The organism is Nocardiopsis nanhaiensis (assembly GCF_054778635.1).
Window position 1 is genome coordinate 16,619 of sequence record NZ_BAAGZJ010000040.1, and the last position, 19,195, is coordinate 35,813.

Below are 19,195 nucleotides of genomic sequence, written 5' to 3' on the forward strand. Positions count from 1 at the left end.
GTGTAGGTCATCCGGAACGGGATATGGTGAGAGCGTGATCGCCCTCGCTGTCCTGTTCGGCATGTTTTGCTCCGGAGCGCTCGTCGTCGGTGCCCTCGCCCTGAGGGTGCGCCGCGACGCTTCCGTGCTGTCCGAAGCGGTGACACGGGCGGCGGGCGGGTACCAGGCGAGCAGCGCTGACCTGCGTGAGCGTACTCGAGGCGCGGGAACGGGTACATGAAGGACCCGCGGTCGAATACGCGTACCATCAGAGGCGCTTGGTCGCGCCGCACAGAGAGGTAGAACCATGGGACCGTTCAACGGACCTACCATCGCCATCCTGGTGATCCTGGCCATTCTGCTGTTCGGAGCCAAGAAACTCCCGGACCTGGCCCGTTCCCTGGGGCGGAGCGCTCGTATCCTCAAGGCCGAGAGCAAGGGCCTTGTCGACGACGACAACGAGGCCAAGGACTCCGACGGGGCCGCCGCGCAGAGCGAGCAGCCGCAGGACCAGCAGTCCTCCTCCCAGCCGCAGCAGCCGGGCGCCAACAACCAGCAGCCGGGTTACCCGCAGCTGCCCGCGGGCCAGCGCCTGGTCAACGAGTCCGGTGAGCCCACCAACCAGACCTACAACAAATAGCTCTGGCACGTGGACTGGCGCGGTACCGACCGAGGGGTGCCGCGCCGGACGGCTGCTGTCAGCGGGAGTCCGCGCCGCCCGCGCGGGCCCGAATGGGAAGAGAGTGACCGCACCATGAGGTCCCGAAGCCGATCGGCCAACCCGGACGCCCGGATGCCGCTCATGGACCACCTGCGCGAGCTGCGCAACCGGTTGGCCAAGGTGATGATCATCCTGGGCCTGGGCGCCGTGGTCGGCTTCATCTTCTACGACCAGGTGTGGGATTTCCTCACCGAGCCCTACTGTTCGCTGCCGGCCTCCCAGGTCGTCGACGGCGGCGGGTGCTCCCTCATCGTCACCGGGCCCTTCGACGCGTTCTTCGTCGCCTTCAAGGTGTGGCTGCTCGTCGGTGCCCTGGTCACCGGGCCGTTCTGGCTCTACCAGCTGTGGGCCTTCGTCGCCCCCGCTCTGCACGGCCGCGAGAAGAAGTACGCCTACATCTTCGCCCCGCTGGCCGGGATCCTGTTCGTCGTCGGCTCCGGCCTGGCGTACACGATCACGGCGCTGGCCCTGCAGATGCTGTTCGGGTTCCTGCCAGACGAGGCGGACCCGTTCCTGACCATCGGTGAGTACCTCAACTACATGCTCATCATGATGGTCATGTTCGGCCTCGGCTTCGTTCTGCCGCTGCTGGTGGTCCTGCTCAACATCGTCGGCGTCCTCAGCCACGCCGCCATCGCCAAGTGGCGCCGGGTCATCATCTTCTGCGCCTTCCTGATCGCCGGGATCGTCACCCCGGCCGAGCCCGTCTCGATGCTGGCCCTGGCCGTCCCCCTCGTCGTCCTCTTCGAGATCGCCGAACTCTTCTGCTTCTTCAACGACCGCCGCAAGAAGCGCAAGGACCCCACCAGCGACCTGGACGACGACGAGATCTCCGAGATCGACGACCAGCCCTCCACCTTGGACGAGTTCGAGGGGTCCGAATCGGGCAAGGGCCGCGGCAAAGGCGATTGAGCGTTCACCTGTCAAGCGGCTGTGAGACCGATCCAGGCACGCTAGGGTTCGGGCCAGGGGCAACGCTTGGTTGCCCCTGAGGCCGAAGGGCGGCTCTGACCCCCATACCCCTCGGCCCCTGCAACCAGAAGCGGATATGGGAAGCACGTGATGAGCGAGCAGACTGAGGCCAAGAAGGACCTGCCGCCCGAGGCCATGGGCAACGAGAAATGGCACGACACCACCCATGCCGTATGGATGCGCTCCTCCCTGTCCAAGCCGGACGCCGAGGCGGTCGTGGAGGTCGCCGAGTTCGACGACGGTTTCCGTGCCGTGCGGGACGGGAAGTCGCCGGAGAAGGGCACCCTGTTCTTCACCCCCGCCGAGTGGGAGGCCTTCGTCCTGGGCGCCCGAGACGGCGAGTTCGACATCCCCGAGGAGTACCTCACCGAGGAGGAGATCGCGATCCAGCGCGGCCAGGCCGAGGTCGAGGCCGGTTGGGTACCCTCCCCTCTGAACACTCCCGAGGCCATGGAGGAGTACCATCGCCGCCAGCGTGAGGAAGCCGGGCCGGGGTCCGGGACCGAGGACTCCTGAACCGGCGGCGCGCACACTCGGGCGCGGCGGGTGTGCGGGTGCCTCACCCGTCCCCGTACACCATCCCGACCCCAGCTGTGGGTAGCTAAGGACCGGCATATGCCCCCTCATATCGCCCTTCTGGTCAACCCGGCCTCCGGCCGGCGCCGCGCCTCCGTCATCGCGGTGCGCCTCAAAGAGGCCCTGCGCGGCGCGGGAGCGCGCGTGCACGTCTACACCGGCCGCTCCGCGGCGGACAGTCGGCGCCTGGCCCGGCTGGCCGCCTCCGACGGCCCCGACGCCCTGGTCGCCGTGGGCGGTGACGGCCTCGCCCACCAGGCCCTGCAGGGTGTGGTGGGTTCCGGGGTCCCCCTAGCGGTCATCCCCGCCGGGACCGGCAACGACATCGCGCGCGCCTTCGGCCTCCCACGAGGCTCGGCCAAGTCCGTGGCCACGGCGATCCTGGAGGGGCGCACCCGCCCCAGCGACGTCGTGCGCCTGACCACCGCCGACGGTACCCAGCGCTACTACATGAGCGTTCTGGCCTGCGGCTTCGACGCCAGGGTCAACGAACGGGTGAACAACTTCCGCTTCGGGATCGGCCGGGCCGGCTACCTCGTCGGCCTCCTCGCCGAACTGCGCTCCTTCAGCCCCATCGACTTCGAGATCGACATCGACGACCGGCGCATCGCCGAACCCGGGATGCTGGTCGCGGTCGGCAACACCTCCGCCTACGGGGGCGGCATGCACGTGTGCGCGGAGGCGGTTCCCGACGACGGGCTGCTGGACGTCGTCTTCGTCAAGGAGGGGCCGCTGGGCCGGTTCCTGCGCATGTTCCCCAAGGTCTTCAACGGGAGCCACCTCGACCTCGACGAGGTGGTCCTCGACCGGGGACGCTCCGTCACCATCCGAGGTGAGGCCGGGACCGCCTTCGCCGACGGCGAGCGTATGGGGCCCCCGAGACTGGTGTGCGACGTGGTGCCCAAAGCGGTCGAGATGCTGGAGCTGACCTCATAGGCTGATGGTCCTATGAGTAGTCACTCCGAGCAGTACGCCGCCTTCCGTCGGCGCCAGAGCGCTTCGAGCGCCGCGATCGATGCCTTCCAGGGGCTCTACGGGTTCGAGTTCGACCCCTTCCAGATCAGGGCCTGCAAGGCCCTGGAGGGCGGGCACGGGGTGCTGGTCGCGGCGCCGACCGGTTCCGGTAAGACCGTGGTCGGCGAGTTCGCCGTGCACCGTGCCCTCAGCGAGGGCACCAAGTGCTTCTACACGACGCCGATCAAGGCGCTGTCCAACCAGAAGTACAACGACCTGGTCAAGCGCTACGGCGCTGACCAGGTCGGGCTGCTGACCGGCGACAACAGTGTCAACGGCGAGGCGCCGGTGGTCGTCATGACCACCGAGGTACTGCGCAACATGCTCTACGAGGGCTCGTCCACGCTGGGCGGACTGGCCTACGTGGTCATGGACGAGGTCCACTACCTCGCCGACCGCTTCCGCGGTGCGGTCTGGGAGGAGGTGATCATCCACCTTCCCGAGTCGGTGCGCATGGTCGCCCTGTCCGCGACCGTCAGCAACGCCGAGGAGTTCGGCGAGTGGCTCCAGCAGGTACGCGGCGACACCACGGTCATCGTCGACGAGAAGCGCCCCGTGCCGCTGTGGCAGCACGTGATGGTGGGCAAGCGCATCCACGACCTCTTCGTCGAACCCGAGGAGGAGGCCTCCGCCGCCGAAGAGAGCGGCGGAGGACGCAACCGCCGCAAACGCGATCGGCGCCGGTCGCAGCGCCAGCGTCCGCAGGAGATCGAGGTGGGCGGGCAGAAGCTGCTCATCAACCCCTACCTCAGCCGTACCGCCGAGGACGACGCACGCACCACCCAGCTCGCCAACCGGCGCCGCCACCCGCAGACGCGGGCCCGCGGCAACGTGCGCCCGCGTACCCGGTTCGCACCGCCCACACGCCCGACGATGATCGAGGAGCTGGACGCCGAAGGGCTGCTCCCGGCGATCACCTTCGTCTTCAGCCGCGCCGGGTGCGACGACGCGGTCCGGCAGTGCGTGGCCTCCGGGCTGGTCCTCACCACCCCCGAGGAGGCCGACTACATCCGCGAGTACGCGGAGACGCGCTGCGCGGACATCCCGCGCGCCGACCTCACCGTGCTCGGTTTCGACTCCTGGCTGCGCGCCCTGGAGGCAGGTATCTCCGCGCACCACGCGGGCATGCTGCCCACCTTCAAGGAGGTCGTCGAGCACCTTTTCTCCCAAGGGCTGATCCGCGCGGTCTTCGCCACCGAGACGCTCGCCCTAGGTATCAACATGCCGGCGCGCACCGTGGTGATCGAAAAGCTCGACAAGTGGAACGGCGAGACCCACGCCCCGCTCACCCCCGGCGAGTACACCCAGCTCACCGGCCGGGCCGGGCGGCGCGGTATCGACGTGGAAGGCCACGCCGTCGTCATCTGGCAGGCCGGGACCGACCCCGAGTCGGTGGCCAGCCTCGCGGGCACCCGCACCTACCCGCTGAACTCCAGCTTCCAGCCCTCCTACAACATGGCCGTCAACCTGGTCGGCCAGGTCGGCCGCCAGCGCAGCCGCAACATGCTGGAGGCGTCCTTCGCCCAGTTCCAGGCCGACCGCGCGGTGGTCGGCCTGGTGCGGAAGCTGCGCAAGCACGAGGAAGCGTTGGAGGGCTACGCCCAGGCCGCCGAGTGCCACCTAGGCGACTTCATGGAGTACGCGGCGCTGCGCCGTGACCTGAGCGACCGCGAGGCCGAGCTCTCACGCGACCGCTCGGCCCGGCGCCGCGACGAGGCCCTGGAGAGCATGGAGAAGTTCCGCACGGGCGACATCATCCGCGTCCCCTCGGGCCGCTTCTCCGGGCACGCCGTGGTCCTGGACCCGGGGCTGCGCCACGACCTGCCCGCGCCGCTGGTCCTGACCGTGGACAAACAGGTCAAGCGGCTCAACGCCAGTGACTTCACCGTCCCGGTGAAGCCGTCGGGCCGGATGCGCATCCCCAAGTCCTTCTCCGCGCGCTCTCCCCGCTCTCGCCAGGACCTGGCCTCGACGCTGCGCAACAAGCTCAGGGACCAGGGCGGCGACCCCGCCTACGAGCGCGGCAAGCGCCGGGGCGACCAGGAGGATCCGGAGATCCGGCGGCTGCGCGCCGAACTCAAGGAGCACCCCTGCCACGGCTGCTCCGACCGCGAGGACCACGCCCGCTGGACCGAGCGCTACTTCCGGCTCAAGAAGGAGACGGACGTGCTGCGCCGCCGGGTGGAGGGGCGTTCCCACGTCATCTCCCGCACCTTCGACCGGGTGTGCGGCGTCCTGGAGGACCTGGACTACCTGTCGGGGGACGAGGTCTCCGAGGACGGCGGCAGGCTCGCCAAGATCTACTCCGAACTGGACTTGCTCGTCGCCGAGTGTCTGCGCCGGGGCGTATGGGAGGACCTCAACCCGGTGGACCTGGCCGCCTGCGTCGCCGCACTGGTCTACGAGGCGCGCCGGGGCGACGACGCCTTCCCGCGCGTGCCCGAGGGCGCGGTCGACGAGGCGCTCTCGGAGATGATGCGGCTGTGGGGCGAGCTCAACGAGGTGGAGTCCCGGCACCGCGTCTCCTTCCAACGCCAGCCCGACCTCGGTTTCGTGTGGACCGCGCACCGCTGGGCGCGAGGCGACCGGCTCGACGCGATCCTGCGCCAGTCCGAAATGACCGCGGGCGACTTCGTGCGCACCGCGAAGATGCTGGTGGACATGCTCAGCCAGATCGCCGGGGCGGCGGCCGACCCGCAGGTGCGGAGCAGGGCCCGCAAGGCCGCCGACCTGGTCCGCCGCGGCGTGGTCGCGTACTCGTCGCTCAACTGACCGGCGGCGGGGGAGCGGGGCACCGAGGGCGTGGCCGGGAACGGCCGTCCACGGGCTTGGTGGTGGGGCGCCCGCTCTGAAAGGTTTGCGGTGTGCGCGTCGAAATCCTGGGCCCCCTCGTCCTTCGGGACGGGCAGGGGCAGGCCCTTCCCTCCCTCAGCGGGCGCTCCGCCGTACTGCTGGCCCGCTTGGCGCTCGCGCCCGGGAGGACGGTCACCGCCGACCTGCTCTTGGCGGAGGTCTGGGACGGTGACCCGCCGGGTGGCGGCACCGAGACCCTGGCCCGCCTGGTCTCACGGACCCGGTCGATGCTGCGCGGATACGGCGCGGGGGACCTGGGCCCCAGGGCCGTTCCCGGCGGCTACGTGCTGGACGCGGCCCCCGAGGAGGTCGACCTCCACCGCTTCGAGACGCGGGCGGAGCGCGGCCGCCGCCAGCTCGCCGACCACAACCCGGCCGAGGCCGCCGATACCTTGTCCCGCACCTTGGAGCTCTGGCGCGGGGAACCGCTGGCAGGGATCAACACCCGGTTCGCCGAACACACTCGCCACAGGCTCGCCGAGCTGAAGCTGACCGCCACCGAGGACGTACTGGAAGCCCGGTCACGGCAAGGGGAGGCGGCCGCGCTCCTGACCGAGCTGCGTGGCCTGTGCGAGCACAACCCGCTGCGCGAGCGGCCTCACGGGCTGTTGATGCGTGCCCTGCACGCCGACGGCCGCGACGCTGAGGCGCTCGCCGTGTACGACCGGCTGCGCAACGCCCTAGCTGAGGAACTGGGCGCCGACCCCGCGCCCTGGCTGCGCGGGCTCCACACCGACCTCCTGCGCTCCGCGGACTCCGTAACCGCCACAGGGTCCCCGACGGCCTCCGGGAACCGCATCGCCCCCTACCTCACCCGCTTCCACGGCCGCGGCGACGAGCTCAAGGCCCTGTCGGGGCTGCTCGGCGAGCACCGGCTGGTCACCCTCTTCGGGCCGGGCGGGGTGGGCAAGACCCGGATCGCCGTCGAACTCCTCTCCTCAGGCACCGTTCTCGGCGGTGACCTGAGGCGGGCGTCGTTCGTGGAGCTGGCGCCGCTCTGGGAGGAGCAGGGGATCGTCGACGCGGTGGCCGATGCCGTGGGTGTGGGCGGCTCCTCCCTACTGGAAGGGCCGACCGGCCGGGGACGGTTGTCCCAGCTGGCGTCCGTGCTCTCCGATGGTCCCAGGCTCCTGGTCCTGGACAACTGCGAACACCTGCTCGACGGGGTAGCCGAGACCGTCCAGGAACTGCTCGGCCGCTGCCCCGGGCTGCGCGTGCTCGCCACCAGCCGCGAGCCCTTGGCCGCGGACGGGGAGGCAGTGCTGCGAGTGGACCCCTTGGAGGTCACAGAGAGCCGCAGCTCCGTGGCCGTGCGAATGTTCACCGAGCGGGCCGCACTGGCCGCGCCCGGCACGGAACCGTGCCCGGAGGACTTGCCGGTTGTTGCGCAGATCTGCCGCCGCCTGGACGGGCTGCCCCTGGCCATCGAACTGGCCGCCGCGCGGGTGCGTTCGATGACGGTCCGGGAGATCGCCGACCGCCTGGACGAGCGCTTCGCCCTGCTCTCGGCCGCTCGGCGCACCGTGCCCCAGCGGCACCGGACCCTGCGCGCAGTCCTGGACTGGAGCTGGGACCTGCTCTCAGAACCCGAACAGCGGGTGGCCCGGCGCCTGTCGGTCCTGCCCGGCGGCGCGACCGCCGAGGGAGGCGCTCAAGTGTGCGCACTGGACGACCTGCCCGCCACCGAGGTGCCCTTCCTGCTGGCCTCCTTGGTGGACCGCTCGCTGCTGCGGCCCACGGCTTCCCGCGGCGGTCCCACCCGCTACCGACTGATGGAGACCACCCTGGCCTACGCACGGGAGCGTCTGCGGGAAACGGGGGAGGAAGAACGGGCTTGGGCCACCGCTACCGCACACCTCACCCAGCACGCGCAGAGCGCGGGCCACGGACTGCTCGGCACCGACCAGGGCCGCGCGCTGCGCCTGTTCGACGACGAGCACGACAACCTCTCCGGCCTCCTCACACACGCCACGGAGACGGGGGACCACGCGGCCGCCGCGCGGCTGGCCCGGGCTCTGACCTGGTACTGGGTCATGCGCGGCCGGTTCGAGGAGGGCGCCCGCCGCCTCGACGGAATCGACTTGTCCGCGACTGACACCACGACGCGGACCGTCCTGCTCGTCGCGCGCTCCATGCTTCCGGCCCTCCCTGGTCAGGACCGGTCCGGGGAGGCCGCGGAGATCGTGCCGATGGTCGACGACGACCGGATCATGGCGGCCTTCCCCCCGGTAGTGGTGATCGGCGCCAAACAGGCGGAGTCCTTGGGTGACCACGACGGTCTGGCCGCCATCGCCGAACGTGCCAGCGCCCACCCCCACCCCTGGGTGCGGTCCGCGGGGCTCTGCTACCTGGGTGGCCTCGCCGAGGCCACCGGGGACCCCGACACCGCCGAGGTCCGCGCTGGGGAGGCGGTCACCGCCGCACAAGACGTCGGGGACCAGTGGATGGTCGCCATGATGACGCCCGCGCTGGCCCAACTGCGCTCCCAACGCGGCCACAACGAGCAAGCGGTACGCGATATCGAACAGGCACTGGAGCTGATCGATCCGGAGGGTCCGGCCGGGGACCTGCTCCCCGGCACGCTTATCGCCTTGGGCTACGAGCGGCTGCGGTGCGGAGACCGCGCCCGTGCGGAGCGCACCCTGTTCTCCGCGCTCAACGCTGAGAGCGGTCTCCGGCTGGAGTACCGGATCCTGGGTCTGTGCCGGATGTGCGATGTCGCCCTGGACAACGGGGACGCCGTCCGGGCACGCGCGCTGCTCACCGAAGCGCGCTCGCTGCTGGACCGGGCGTGGATGGACGTGCTGTACCTGCGTATGGAACTGCACATGTCCGAGGGCGCCGTCTGGCTGGCAGAGGGCGACGACGTGCAGGCGGGGGTCGCGCTACGGGAGGCGTGGGAGCTGATCGAGGGCGTCGGGATGGCCTTCCTGAACGCCGGGGTGGCTGAACTCGCCGCCGACCTGCTGCTCCAGCGGGGCCGACCGGAGGAGTCCGCACGTGCCCTGGCCGCAGCCACCCGGCTCCGGGGCCGCCCCGACCTGGGCAGCCCTCGGGTGCGGAGACTGCGCCACGAGCTCCGGGGCGTGCCCGCCGACCCTGGCCCCGAGTGGCGCTTCGAGGGCTGACGGACACGACACCGACATCGTCGTCCGGGGACGTCCGGGACGCCTCCGGTGCTGTCCGCGTTCTGTCCGGCCGCTGTCCGGTCTCCTTGGCACGGTGTTCCCGACCCGAGAAAGGAACACCATGGACACCAGTATCCGGGCCGAAGGCCTGGTCAAGCGGTTCGGCGAGACCCTGGCCCTGGGCGGGGTCGACCTGGCCGCGCCCGCCGGGAGCATCCTGGCGCTGCTCGGCCCCAACGGAGCGGGTAAGACCACGGCCGTGCGAGTCCTCGCGACCCTGGAACGCCCCGACGAGGGCGGCGTGTGGATCGACGGCCACGACGCGCTGCGCGATCCGGTGGCCGTACGCCGCCGCCTCGGACTGACCGGCCAGTACGCCTCGGTCGACGAGAACTTCACCGGGGCCGAGAACCTCGAACTGGTCGGCCGCCTGCTAGGCGCTTCCAGGAGGTCGGCCCGGCGCAGGTCAGCGGAGCTGATCGAGCGCTTCGGGCTCACCGAAGCCGCGCACCGGCCGGTGCGCACCTACTCCGGTGGGATGCGGCGCCGGGTGGACCTGGCCGCCAGCCTCGTCGGTGACCCCACCGTCCTGTGCCTGGACGAACCCACCACCGGCCTCGACCCGCACAGCCGCAACCAGCTCTGGGAGATCGTTCGAGGGCTCTCCAATGCCGGTACGACGGTCCTGCTCACCACCCAGTACCTGGAAGAGGCCGAGCAGCTCGCCGACGACGTGGTGGTCATCGACCACGGCCGAACGGTGGCCGAGGGCACCCCCAAGGAACTCAAGCAGCGCATCGGCAGCCAGACGCTGTACCTGCGCCCGGTCCACCCCGGCGACCTGGTCCGGGCCGAGGAGATCCTCACCGGGCTGCTGGGCGGCTCCGTTCCCGCGCGCGACACCGCCAAAGGAACGCTCACCGCGCCCGTCGACGACCCGGTCCTGCTCTCCACCCTGGTCCGCCGCCTGGACCAGGAGGGCATCGGCACCGACGAACTCGCCCTGCGCCTGCCCAGCCTCGACGACGTCTTCCTCACCCTCACCGGGAGCCCGCGATGACCACCACGACCCGCGAAACCGACCGAACCCGGACCACGCCCACTCGGATCCGGATCAGTCCCGGACAGGGGCTCCGGCACGGCGTCGTGCTGGCCGAGCGCAACGTGCGCTCCCTGCTCAGGTATCCCATCACGCTGGTGGACACCCTCCTCCAGCCGATCCTGTTCCTGCTGCTCTTCGCGACGCTCTTCGGGGGCGCGATCGCCGGGGACCGCGGCGACTACCTGCAGTCCCTCGTGCCGGGGCTCATGGTGATGTCGATCCTTTCCGCCAGTATCGGTACCGGGGTGGCGCTCAACGCCGACATCTCCAAGGGCGTGTTCGACCGCTTCCGCAGCCTGCCCATCGCCCGGTCCGCGCCGCTGGTCGGCACCGTCCTCAGCGACGCGATGCGGTACACGATCGCGCTGACCGTCCTGCTCGTGGTCGGCTTCCTGATGGGTTTCCGCGTACAGACCGACCCGCTCTCCCTGCTCACGGCCTGTGCACTGGCCCTGTTGTTCGGACTGACCATGTGCTGGGCCTCGGTGATCCTCGGGATGCTCGTCAGGGGACCCCAGGCCGCGATGGGGGTGGGACAGGTGGCGATCATCATCCCGACCTTCGGCAGCAACATCTTCGCGGACCCCGCCACGATGCCCCGCTGGATGGAGGCCTGGGCGGCGGTCAACCCGGTCAGCCACATGGCGGACACCATGCGCGCGCTGACCCTTGGCGGAGAGGTCGCCGGACCGCTCACCACCAGCCTGGTGTGGATCGCGGTGCTCAACGCGGTGCTGTTTCCCCTGGCTCTGCGCGCCTACCAGCACCGGATGCGCTGAGGTCGGCCCGGGCCTTGGCCCGTCGGCCGAGCCGCACCAGGCCGCGGGCCACCGCCTCGACCGCCAAGGCTCCGAGCGCGGCCACCAGGTAGCCCGGCCACAGGGCCAGGTACACCGTGGCCGACGCCCCGGGCACGACGGTGGCCGTGTCCAGAACGGCGAGAGCGGCACCGGCCAGAAGAGTGGCCATGGGGAGGACGAACCGCGGCCCGTGCAACAGCAGGGCCGCCACGGCGTGGGTCAGGCCGTGCCCTGCCAGACCCCAGACAGCCAGCCCCACCGGTACCTCGGCCGAAGGGAGCAGAGTCGCGGCCAGGGCGGCGGCCGCGGCGGCGCCGACCACCGCGGCGCTGGTGAGGACACGCCACCGTCCGTAGCGCCGATAACCGGGTTCCTCGCGCCCCGTCCTCAGACGCGCTTCGCCGGACCACACCACGGCCGCGACCAGGAGCAGCACCGGCCACGCGGAGGCGGACACCCCGATCCAGAGGGTTCCCTCGGTGAACCGCTCGCCCCCGATCACCACCTGGTGTGCGGGGGCGAGTGCTTCGGCGGCCACCGCTGCCACGGCGGCCAGCAGGACGAGGACCATCGGTGCCCGGTGGCCGCTGCGGGCCGCGGCGAACCCCACCGACCCGACCATCGTCAGGCCCACCGCACTGGGGAGCAGGGCGGCGAATTCGGCCGCCCCGGTCGGCGGAGGGTAGCCAGCAGCGAGCGCGGCGGCGGCCAGAAGGCCGGAGAACACGACGCCGACTGCCGACGCCAGCGCGATGCCGCCGACGGAGCCGGGCGCGGGCAGTGACGGGGCGGTCGCGTCGGCCTCGGCACTGGATCGACCGGCCCACTTGCGGAACGGGCTCATGGCGCCTCCCCGAGGGCGTCGTGGAAGAGGTCGACGGAGCGGTGGAACGTGTCGTCGACCGCCTCCGCGTTGGCCCAAGGGTCACCGCCGAGCTCCATCCAGAGGAAAACGGGCACCAGCGGCGCGGCACCGGAGTAGGTGGTGGGCAGGTTCGGCACCCCGAGGAGTGCGTGGCCTGCCTCGGGGTGGTCGACGCGTTCGGTACCTCCGGGATCCCCGTGCTCGGCGCGTCGGTCCTCGGCCAGTCCGGTGAGGTCGGGCGGCCAGAGCTGGTCCTGGGCTCCCGTGACCAGCAGGAGTGGGCCGTCGAGCTCCTCGACGGGGAACGTGGCCGCCTCCAGCTCGGCGGGTGAGGCCTGTTCCAGCGCCCCGGCGTAACTCCAGTCGAGGGGCGTGGGGTGGCCGCGCAGCGCACCGAGGGCACCTTCGGGCGGGTTCGGGGACAACTCCAGGTAGGGGAGGTCCTCGCCCCCGCGAGACCAGGAGCCTCCCCCTTCGGGCTGGGTGGCCGTGGGGGACGGGATGCCGAACATGGCCGCTCCGGAGCCGACCACGGACACGGCGGCGCCCACCCTCGGGTCGGACGAGGCGAGCAGCAGCGCGAACTCGCCCCCCTTGGAGGCGCCGATCACGCCGACCCGGTTCCCCGCGACATCCTCGTGGTCGGCCAGGAACCCGAGTGCGTCCTGGCCGTACTCCACGGGGATCGACTCTAGGCTGTCCGGAACCCCGGCCTCGGCGAAGTACGCGAGACTGAGGACGGCGAGGCCCCGGCTGGCCATCAGCTCCGCCAACTGCGGCTGGGCCCGCCCGCCCTCGGATCCGCTTAGGAGCAGCACCCCGGGGTGCGGGCCGCTGTCGGGCGGCAGGTAGAGGTCTCCCACCAGGTCGCCCGCCGTGCCGTCCAGGCGCTCGGTGCGGATCCCGGGGTCGTGGAGGAGACGGACGGTGTCCTCCTCAGCAAGGGTGTGGCCGCCGACGTCCACGCCCACGGTGAGGTTGAGCTCGGTGTCGCCGTCGGACACGGGCGCGGTGCCGTTCGGTGATGCCCCGTCGGTGACCCGCATGGACCACAGGAGGCCCTCCGAGTGCACCCCGTCGTAGGAGCCGGACTCCGGTGCTTGGGCCGCGGGGTCGACGCGTCCCTCGGCGTCGGCCACGAAGACGCCCCAAGCGGCCCAGAGGCGACCCTGGCCGTCGGTGGTGCGAACCCACAGTGTGGCCTCCGTGCCGGGGGTCAGTCCACTGGCGGAGAATTCGGCGGGTTCGTCGACCAGTACGCGATCCGGTCCCGCTGCGAGTTCGGGCTGCTCCCCGGGGGCGGAGGTGCACGCTGAGGCCGTCACGGCCAACGCCAACGCGGCCGTGTAGCCCCGCCACGGGTGTTGCCGCCGTCGTCGCATACCGGCCTCCTCGTCCAGAACGATCCTTCGAGGACCAGTCTGCGCGTTGACGCCGCGTCAAGCGCGAATCCGAAGGGAGGAGTCGGTGACGGTCCCGACCCGACAGGCCGGGCGTGGCGCGTCAGTCGTCGGTACGGCGCTTGCGGCACACCACGATCTCCATGACCGGGCTCTGGAGCGGAACCGCGGTCAGGAGCAACTCGAAGGGGTACATCGCGGCGCCCAGGTACTTGCCGCGCAGCTCGCGCCGGGCGAGGCGCAGCAGGACCTTCGACCACAGGGCCCAGCGCCAGCGGCTGTCGGAGGCGACCGGCGGGGCCATGAAGACGAACGCGGGCCTGCGCCGCACGACCTCGAACCCGGCCCGGTGCAGCAGGTCCTCGATCGCCGTGCGGGAACGGCTCACGTAGTGCTTGCGCCCGGCCCGGTGCTCCGGGACGAAGTTCTCCGTGAAGATGAAGCGCCCTTCTGCGCCGAGGACCCGGTGGATCTCGGTGAGCGCTTGCTCGTAGCGGTCGTCGTCGACGATGTGGAACAGCACGTCGAAGATGGAGACCGCGTCGAAGGCGCCGTCCTCGAAGGGTGTTCCGTCGGAGACGTCCGCGCGCTCGAAGGGGACCTCGGGGAAGCGTTCGCGCAGCTGTTCGACCGCACTGTCGGCGATGTCCATCCCCCGCACCTCGCGGGCGCCCAGATCGCGCCAGGCGTTGACGTAGAAGCCGGTGCCCGAGCCGATGTCGAGGACCGACGCGTTGGGGGTGTCGATGCGGGACCGCCGCACCGTCCTGCGGAACACGCGGGCGCGCACACGGTACATCCACTGGTTGTAGCTGCGCGCCAGCCGCACCATGCCCACGCCGTGCAGGGACCAGTTCTTGCGGAGCCGCTCGTCCCAGTAGCGGCGGGCGTCGAATTCGGCGGCACTCATCGGGGTCGCCCCCTAGCAATAGCTCGGTGTCGGGTGACGGGTCGCTGGGTCGCGACCCTAACAGCCTTGAATGCGTCTAGGGGCCAGACCCTGAAGGCGCCTAGAGGCCAGACGGGTGACGGGAGCCCTCCGGAACCGTGGCACCGGGCCGGTGGGGCCGGTGGTGTCAGCGTCCGAGGGACTCACGGGCTTCGGCGGCGGCGCGGCTGCCCGAACTCAGCGCGCCGTCGAAGTAGCCGTTCCACTCGGTGGCGGTTTCGGTGCTGGCCCAGTGGATGACCCCGGACGGGGCGCGCAGAGCGGGCCCGAAGGGGACGGTCGCCCCCGGCACGAGGTGACCGGAGAAGCAGCCTCGGGTCCACTCCTCGGCCATCCAGTCGAACTCCACGTATTCCTCGGGTTCCCGGGCGCCGTCACCGAAGAGTTCGACGAGCCGTTCCACGACGGTCCTGCGGCGCTCCTCCAGGTCGAAGCGGCGCAGCAGGACGGCGTCGTCCCCGTAGACGAAACCGGTCAGAACCGCGCGCGGTCCGGTCGGCGGGGTGTTGTCGACGGTCTCGGTCAGCACCCCGGAGGCCGAGGTGGAGAGTCCGGACAGGCCCAGCTCGCGCCAGAACGGGGTGGGGTAGACCGCGTGGACTTTCAGGGCCGATCCGACCGGGGTGCGCTGGAGCGCGCCGTCCTTCAGGGGTGGCAGCGGCGGATCGTAGCGGATGCGCGAGGCCAGGGCGGGCGGGACGGCGGCGATGACGCGCGAGGCCGTGTAGGCGTGCGTTCGAGTGGTGATCCGCGCACCCGAGGCGGAGTGTTCGACACCCACCACGGGTTCGCCCAGGCGCAGCACGCCAGGGGGCAGGTCGGCGGCCATGTGCTCGGCGATCACCTGGGCCCCGCCCACGATCCGCGTCTGCTGCGCGCCGCCCTCGTAACCGGTGATCGCCTCGACTCCGCCCGCGCTGGCGATGTAGAAGAGGGTCTCCAACACGGAGGTCTCGGCGGGGCTGCCCGCCAGGAGCCCGCCGGAGATGACCCGGGCGACGTAGCGGGTGACCGGCTCGTCGTATCCGGTCTCCTCGAGCCAGGAGGCGAAGGTTTGCTGGTCCCAGTCCCGCGCCTCGGGGATGTCCCAGGGGCGTTCGCGCGGCACCTGCCGACTCATCGCGTCGACCGTCTCCAGCAGGGCGTCCGCTTCGGGAGGCGCGGCGGTGCGCCGCTCTCCGTCGATGTCGATTACCGGTTCCCCGTGCGCGGGCGTGGAGTAGGTGCCGATGCCGTAGTGCGCCACCACTGTGCTGATCCGCCGCTGGGTCGGTCCGATCCACTGTCCGCCCAGGTCCAACTGGGTGCCGTCGGGCAGGTAGCGGGTGAGGGTGCGCCCGCCCACGCGGGGCCTGGCCTCCAGGAGCTGCACGGACAGTCCGGCCCGGACCAAGTCCTGGGCGGCGCTGAGCCCCGCGAACCCCGCCCCGATCACCACCGCGTCGTGGTGCTGGTGCCGTCCCTCCATGCCCGGACCTCCCCTGTGTCGCGGGGCCCGCTCTCGGGCCCCGTGCTCCCACGCATGATCATCACATGCGGGTCCCCGTCGACCTGCCCGTACACGCGGGTGGGGTGCTCGGGGACCTGGGCGTTCCACAGTGGTTCGTCCTCGGGCTCAGTCGGTGGGCCAGGGGAGCACGGTGAGTTCGGGCCACAACCCCTGCCAGCGTTCGGCTTTGGCCCGGTAGACCGAGCCGGGGGCCAGAACCGGGTTGGGACGCAGCCGAAGGCCGAAGACGTCGGATAGCCCGTGCGGGGCGTAGAACCGCCAGCGGCCGTCGGCCTCCTGGCGGACGGCGAGGCAGCAGGTGGTCGCCGCGAAGGAGTCGATCGCCGACTCGACACTCGTATACGGGGCGCAGGGGATCCCGAACTTCTCCTGGTACCAGAGGTGCACCCTGGCTTCGTTACGGATCTCCACGTTGGCTGGAAGGTCCGCGAACAGGGCGGCCCCGGCACGGATCACGCGGTCCTCCGCATCCCAGGAGAGGTCCTCGGGGTCAAAGTAGAAGAGGTCGTAGTCCCTGATCCCGTGGGTGGGCGGCCGACCGGTGACGACGTTCCACACTGTCTGGAACAGGCACCCGGCGGTCAGGTACCAGCGCGGTACGGCCAGCTCGGCGACCCGGTCGAGGACCTCCACCAGGGTCTTGTTGAGGGCGAGCGCGGCCCCCAACGCGGTGAGTTGTTCGTCCAGGGGAAGGCGGCTGACGGCCGACCACCCCTCCTCGCTGACTGCCTCGGGCACGTGGGTCTCCTGCGGGTCTGATGTGGTCCCGGCGAGGGTACGCCGGGGCGGCGACAGCCGGGAGCCGCGGGACATCAGAGCTGGGCTGAGCGTCCGGCGCTCAACGGACCCCGGTGGACGACGCCGTTCCCGCGGGACGCCATCATGGGATACGCACGGGACCCCGGACGGGGCCTGTAGTCCGCAAGACATCCTGAAACGAGGCATCAGCAGTGCTGCGCACCCTCATGAACGGCAAGATCCACCGTGCCACGGTCACCCAGGCCGACCTGCACTACGTCGGGTCGGTGACGATCGACGCCGACCTGATGGAGGCCGCCGACATCGTCGACGGCGAGCAGGTGCACATCGTCGACATCGACAACGGCAACCGCCTGGTCACCTACGCTCTCGTCGGTGAGCGGGGCACCGGAGTGATCGGGATCAACGGCGCGGCCGCGCGCCTGGTGAGCCCCGGCGACCTGGTCATCATCATCGGCTACGCCCAAGTGGACGAGCGGGAGCGTGCCGAGCACGTCCAGCACATCGTGCACGTGGACCGGGAGAACAGGATCGTCGCGCTGGGCAACGACCCGGCTGAGCCGGTCCCCGGCAGCGGTCTCGTCGCCGGTCGCTGACTGGACCCGTTCTCCTCCCGAACGCCCGTGCTCCGGCACGGGCGTTCGCGTTTGCCGAGGTCCGTGCGGACCTGGGGGTCGAAAGGCGTGCGGGATGCGCGAAAACCCCGCAAGCTGGCCGGTTCCGGCCTGATCGGACACCCGACGGTCGGGTATGCCCTGGGTCGGCATGGACGACAAGGACGAGGAGCGGCGCCAGGTCGCCGAACACATCGAGTGGCAGAAGCAGGGCGCGTGGGTCGTGCTCTGGGGGACCTACACCCGTAGCTTCTGGGCGTTCGCCTGCTGGCCGGTGGTTCCGGAGGGCGGTGTGGTCGTCCACGCCGACGACCCCGACCTCCTCTACGCGGAGATGCGCTACGTGGAGCGCGAGCACGGCTTCCTGCGCTGGCGTTACGGCCGAGGTTGACCGGTGCGGGAGCCATGTTCCGTAAGGCATGGTCCGAAATCCACCGAAGGGCTACGATTCGTCCGTTGGCCGGATGAATCGGGGGTTGGCTGCGTGTCCACGGAAACCACAGGGGGCGAGGCCGTCCTTACCGAGGCCGGGCGGTCCCGCCTGCAACGGCGCACCGTACTGGTCCTCATGCTCGCCCAAGTCGTGGGCGGTATCGGCATGGGCGCCATGCTGGCCGTGGGCGCGCTCATCGCCCTGGACCTGAGCGGGTCGGATACGTGGTCCGGCATGGCCACCACGATGATCACTCTGGGTGCGGCCGTCTTCGCCCTGCCCTTGGCCGCCACCGCGGCCCGGCGCGGCCGCCGCCCCGGGCTCACCCTGGGTTGGCTCCTCGGCGCCCTTGGCGGGCTCGTGGTCATCGCCGCCACGGCCTGGGAGGTGTTCGCCCTCTTCCTGGCCGGGATGGTCCTGGTCGGCGCCGGGACCGCCACGAACCTCCAAGCGCGGCACGCGGCGGCCGATCTGGCCTCTGAGCGCAGCCGTGGCCGCGACCTGTCGATCGTGGTGTGGGCGACCACCGTGGGCGCCGTGGTCGGCCCCAACCTGATCGGTCCGACCGGTGGCCTGGCCGCCGCACTGGGCCTCACCGACCTCCTCGGACCGGTCCTTCTCACCACGGTCGGGTTCCTGGGCGGAGCCGCGCTCATCGGGTTCCTGCTGCGCCCCGATCCGCTGCTCGCCGCCACCGCGGAGGCCGAACCGGCCGAGCGGGCCAAGGGCGGAGCCCCGAAGGCGAAGCTCAGCCTGGCCGACGGGCTCCGTGCGATCGCTGGCAGCCCGGGCGCGCTGCTGGCGGTGGTGGGCATCGTGGCCAGCCACACAGTGATGGTCGCGGTGATGACCATGACCCCGGTGCACATGTCCCACCACGGGGCCGCGCTCACCGTCATCGGTCTGACGATCTCCCTGCACATCGCCGGTATGTACGCGCTCTCCCCGGTCGTGGGCTGGCTCGCCGACCGGGTCGGGCGGGTGTCCGTGCTCCTGGCCGGTCAGGTGGTCCTGCTCCTCGCCACGGCCATCTCGGGCACCGCCGGGCACAACGAGGCCCTGGTGACCACCGGCCTGATCCTGCTCGGCCTGGGCTGGTCCTTCGGGCTGGTCTCCGGGAGCGCCCTGCTGGCGGAGTCACTCACCGCGGAAGCGCGCCCGCGCGCCCAGGGCTTCAGCGACCTCGCGATGAACCTGGGGGGAGCGGCGGCGGGTGCCCTGTCCGGGATGGTCCTGTCCACGGCGGGCTTCGGCGGCCTCAACCTGTTCGCCGCGCTGTTCACGGTCCCGGTGTTCGTACTGGCCGTCCGCGCGCTGCTGTCACGGAGCCGTTCGGGCTGACCGGTGGCAGGGGCCGTCCGGGGCGGGCAAACTCGCCCGGACCTTTACCGGAAACGCCCCGTGAGCATCCTTCGAACCCAACTTTGCGCGGTTAAGGTGCAGTTTTGAGGCGCCTGCCGGCCTCGGTGGGCCAGTTCCGCTGGATGAAGGGGTGTTCTCATTGAGCGAGCGGGATCCCG

The 19,195-nt window shown here is 71.0% G+C and carries 17 protein-coding genes; 12 read left to right on the top strand and 5 right to left on the bottom strand.

The window, feature by feature from the left end; translation table 11 throughout:
* The first annotated feature begins 34 nt into the window (after positions 1-34).
* The 9 genes from ACYVD1_RS19390 (at position 35) to ACYVD1_RS19430 (ending at position 11,124) form a co-directional block, all read left to right on the top strand.
* On the top strand, positions 35-220 hold the full coding sequence (locus tag ACYVD1_RS19390) for a hypothetical protein (protein WP_460774644.1): 186 nt from the start codon (positions 35-37) through the stop codon (positions 218-220).
* Between the two features lie 66 nt (positions 221-286).
* Positions 287-619 (top strand): Sec-independent protein translocase subunit TatA, encoded by a 333-nt coding sequence (gene tatA, locus ACYVD1_RS19395; protein WP_460774646.1) that lies wholly within the window; start codon positions 287-289, stop codon positions 617-619.
* 153 nt (positions 620-772) lie between these two features.
* Positions 773-1,612 carry a twin-arginine translocase subunit TatC gene (gene tatC / locus ACYVD1_RS19400; protein WP_460774781.1) on the top strand — a complete coding sequence of 280 codons (840 nt, stop codon included), beginning with the start codon at positions 773-775 and terminating at the stop codon, positions 1,610-1,612.
* Positions 1,613-1,762: 150 nt separating this feature from the next.
* On the top strand, positions 1,763-2,188 hold the full coding sequence (locus ACYVD1_RS19405) for a DUF397 domain-containing protein (protein WP_460746165.1): 426 nt from the start codon (positions 1,763-1,765) through the stop codon (positions 2,186-2,188).
* Positions 2,189-2,287: 99 nt separating this feature from the next.
* Positions 2,288-3,184 (top strand): diacylglycerol/lipid kinase family protein, encoded by an 897-nt coding sequence (locus ACYVD1_RS19410; protein WP_460774650.1) that lies wholly within the window; start codon positions 2,288-2,290, stop codon positions 3,182-3,184.
* A 12-nt stretch (positions 3,185-3,196) separates the two neighbouring features.
* On the top strand, positions 3,197-6,034 hold the full coding sequence (locus tag ACYVD1_RS19415; RefSeq protein WP_460774652.1) for a DEAD/DEAH box helicase: 2,838 nt from the start codon (positions 3,197-3,199) through the stop codon (positions 6,032-6,034).
* A gap of 92 nt (positions 6,035-6,126) precedes the next feature.
* Entirely contained in the window at positions 6,127-9,243 is a 3,117-nt protein-coding gene (locus ACYVD1_RS19420; protein ID WP_460774655.1) for a BTAD domain-containing putative transcriptional regulator, read from the top strand.
* 121 nt (positions 9,244-9,364) lie between these two features.
* Positions 9,365-10,303, top strand: a complete 939-nt coding sequence (locus ACYVD1_RS19425) for an ATP-binding cassette domain-containing protein (protein ID WP_460774659.1) — start codon at positions 9,365-9,367, stop codon at positions 10,301-10,303.
* Entirely contained in the window at positions 10,300-11,124 is an 825-nt protein-coding gene (locus tag ACYVD1_RS19430; RefSeq protein WP_460774662.1) for an ABC transporter permease, read from the top strand. Before ACYVD1_RS19425 ends, ACYVD1_RS19430 begins: the two co-directional genes overlap by 4 nt.
* Here ACYVD1_RS19430 and ACYVD1_RS19435 read toward each other — a convergent pair.
* The 5 genes from ACYVD1_RS19435 to ACYVD1_RS19455 all read right to left on the bottom strand — a co-directional run bounded on the left by ACYVD1_RS19435 (position 11,069) and on the right by ACYVD1_RS19455 (position 16,607).
* On the bottom strand, positions 11,069-11,989 hold the full coding sequence (locus ACYVD1_RS19435; protein ID WP_460774666.1) for a hypothetical protein: 921 nt from the start codon (positions 11,987-11,989) through the stop codon (positions 11,069-11,071). The genes ACYVD1_RS19430 and ACYVD1_RS19435 overlap by 56 nt on opposite strands.
* Complete coding sequence (locus tag ACYVD1_RS19440; RefSeq protein WP_460774669.1) at positions 11,986-13,392, bottom strand: acyl-CoA thioesterase/BAAT N-terminal domain-containing protein; 1,407 nt, start codon at positions 13,390-13,392, stop codon at positions 11,986-11,988. Before ACYVD1_RS19440 ends, ACYVD1_RS19435 begins: the two co-directional genes overlap by 4 nt.
* Before the next feature lie 121 nt (positions 13,393-13,513).
* Positions 13,514-14,320: a class I SAM-dependent methyltransferase gene (locus tag ACYVD1_RS19445; RefSeq protein WP_460774673.1), complete on the bottom strand. Its 807-nt coding sequence runs from the start codon at positions 14,318-14,320 to the stop codon at positions 13,514-13,516.
* A 166-nt stretch (positions 14,321-14,486) separates the two neighbouring features.
* Positions 14,487-15,827, bottom strand: coding sequence for a flavin monoamine oxidase family protein (locus ACYVD1_RS19450; RefSeq protein WP_460774677.1), 1,341 nt, complete (start codon positions 15,825-15,827; stop codon positions 14,487-14,489).
* A gap of 147 nt (positions 15,828-15,974) precedes the next feature.
* The gene (locus ACYVD1_RS19455; RefSeq protein ID WP_460774680.1) at positions 15,975-16,607 is read right to left on the bottom strand and encodes a nucleotidyltransferase family protein; all 633 of its coding nucleotides are present in this window, start codon (positions 16,605-16,607) and stop codon (positions 15,975-15,977) included.
* Positions 16,608-16,819: 212 nt separating this feature from the next.
* Between ACYVD1_RS19455 and panD the strand changes: the two genes are divergently transcribed.
* The 3 genes from panD (at position 16,820) to ACYVD1_RS19470 (ending at position 19,016) form a co-directional block, all read left to right on the top strand.
* Entirely contained in the window at positions 16,820-17,224 is a 405-nt protein-coding gene (gene panD / locus ACYVD1_RS19460) for an aspartate 1-decarboxylase (protein WP_460746184.1), read from the top strand.
* 169 nt (positions 17,225-17,393) lie between these two features.
* Positions 17,394-17,633 (top strand): hypothetical protein, encoded by a 240-nt coding sequence (locus tag ACYVD1_RS19465; protein ID WP_460746185.1) that lies wholly within the window; start codon positions 17,394-17,396, stop codon positions 17,631-17,633.
* Positions 17,634-17,810: 177 nt separating this feature from the next.
* On the top strand, positions 17,811-19,016 hold the full coding sequence (locus ACYVD1_RS19470) for an MFS transporter (protein ID WP_460774784.1): 1,206 nt from the start codon (positions 17,811-17,813) through the stop codon (positions 19,014-19,016).
* Positions 19,017-19,195 lie beyond the last annotated feature (179 nt).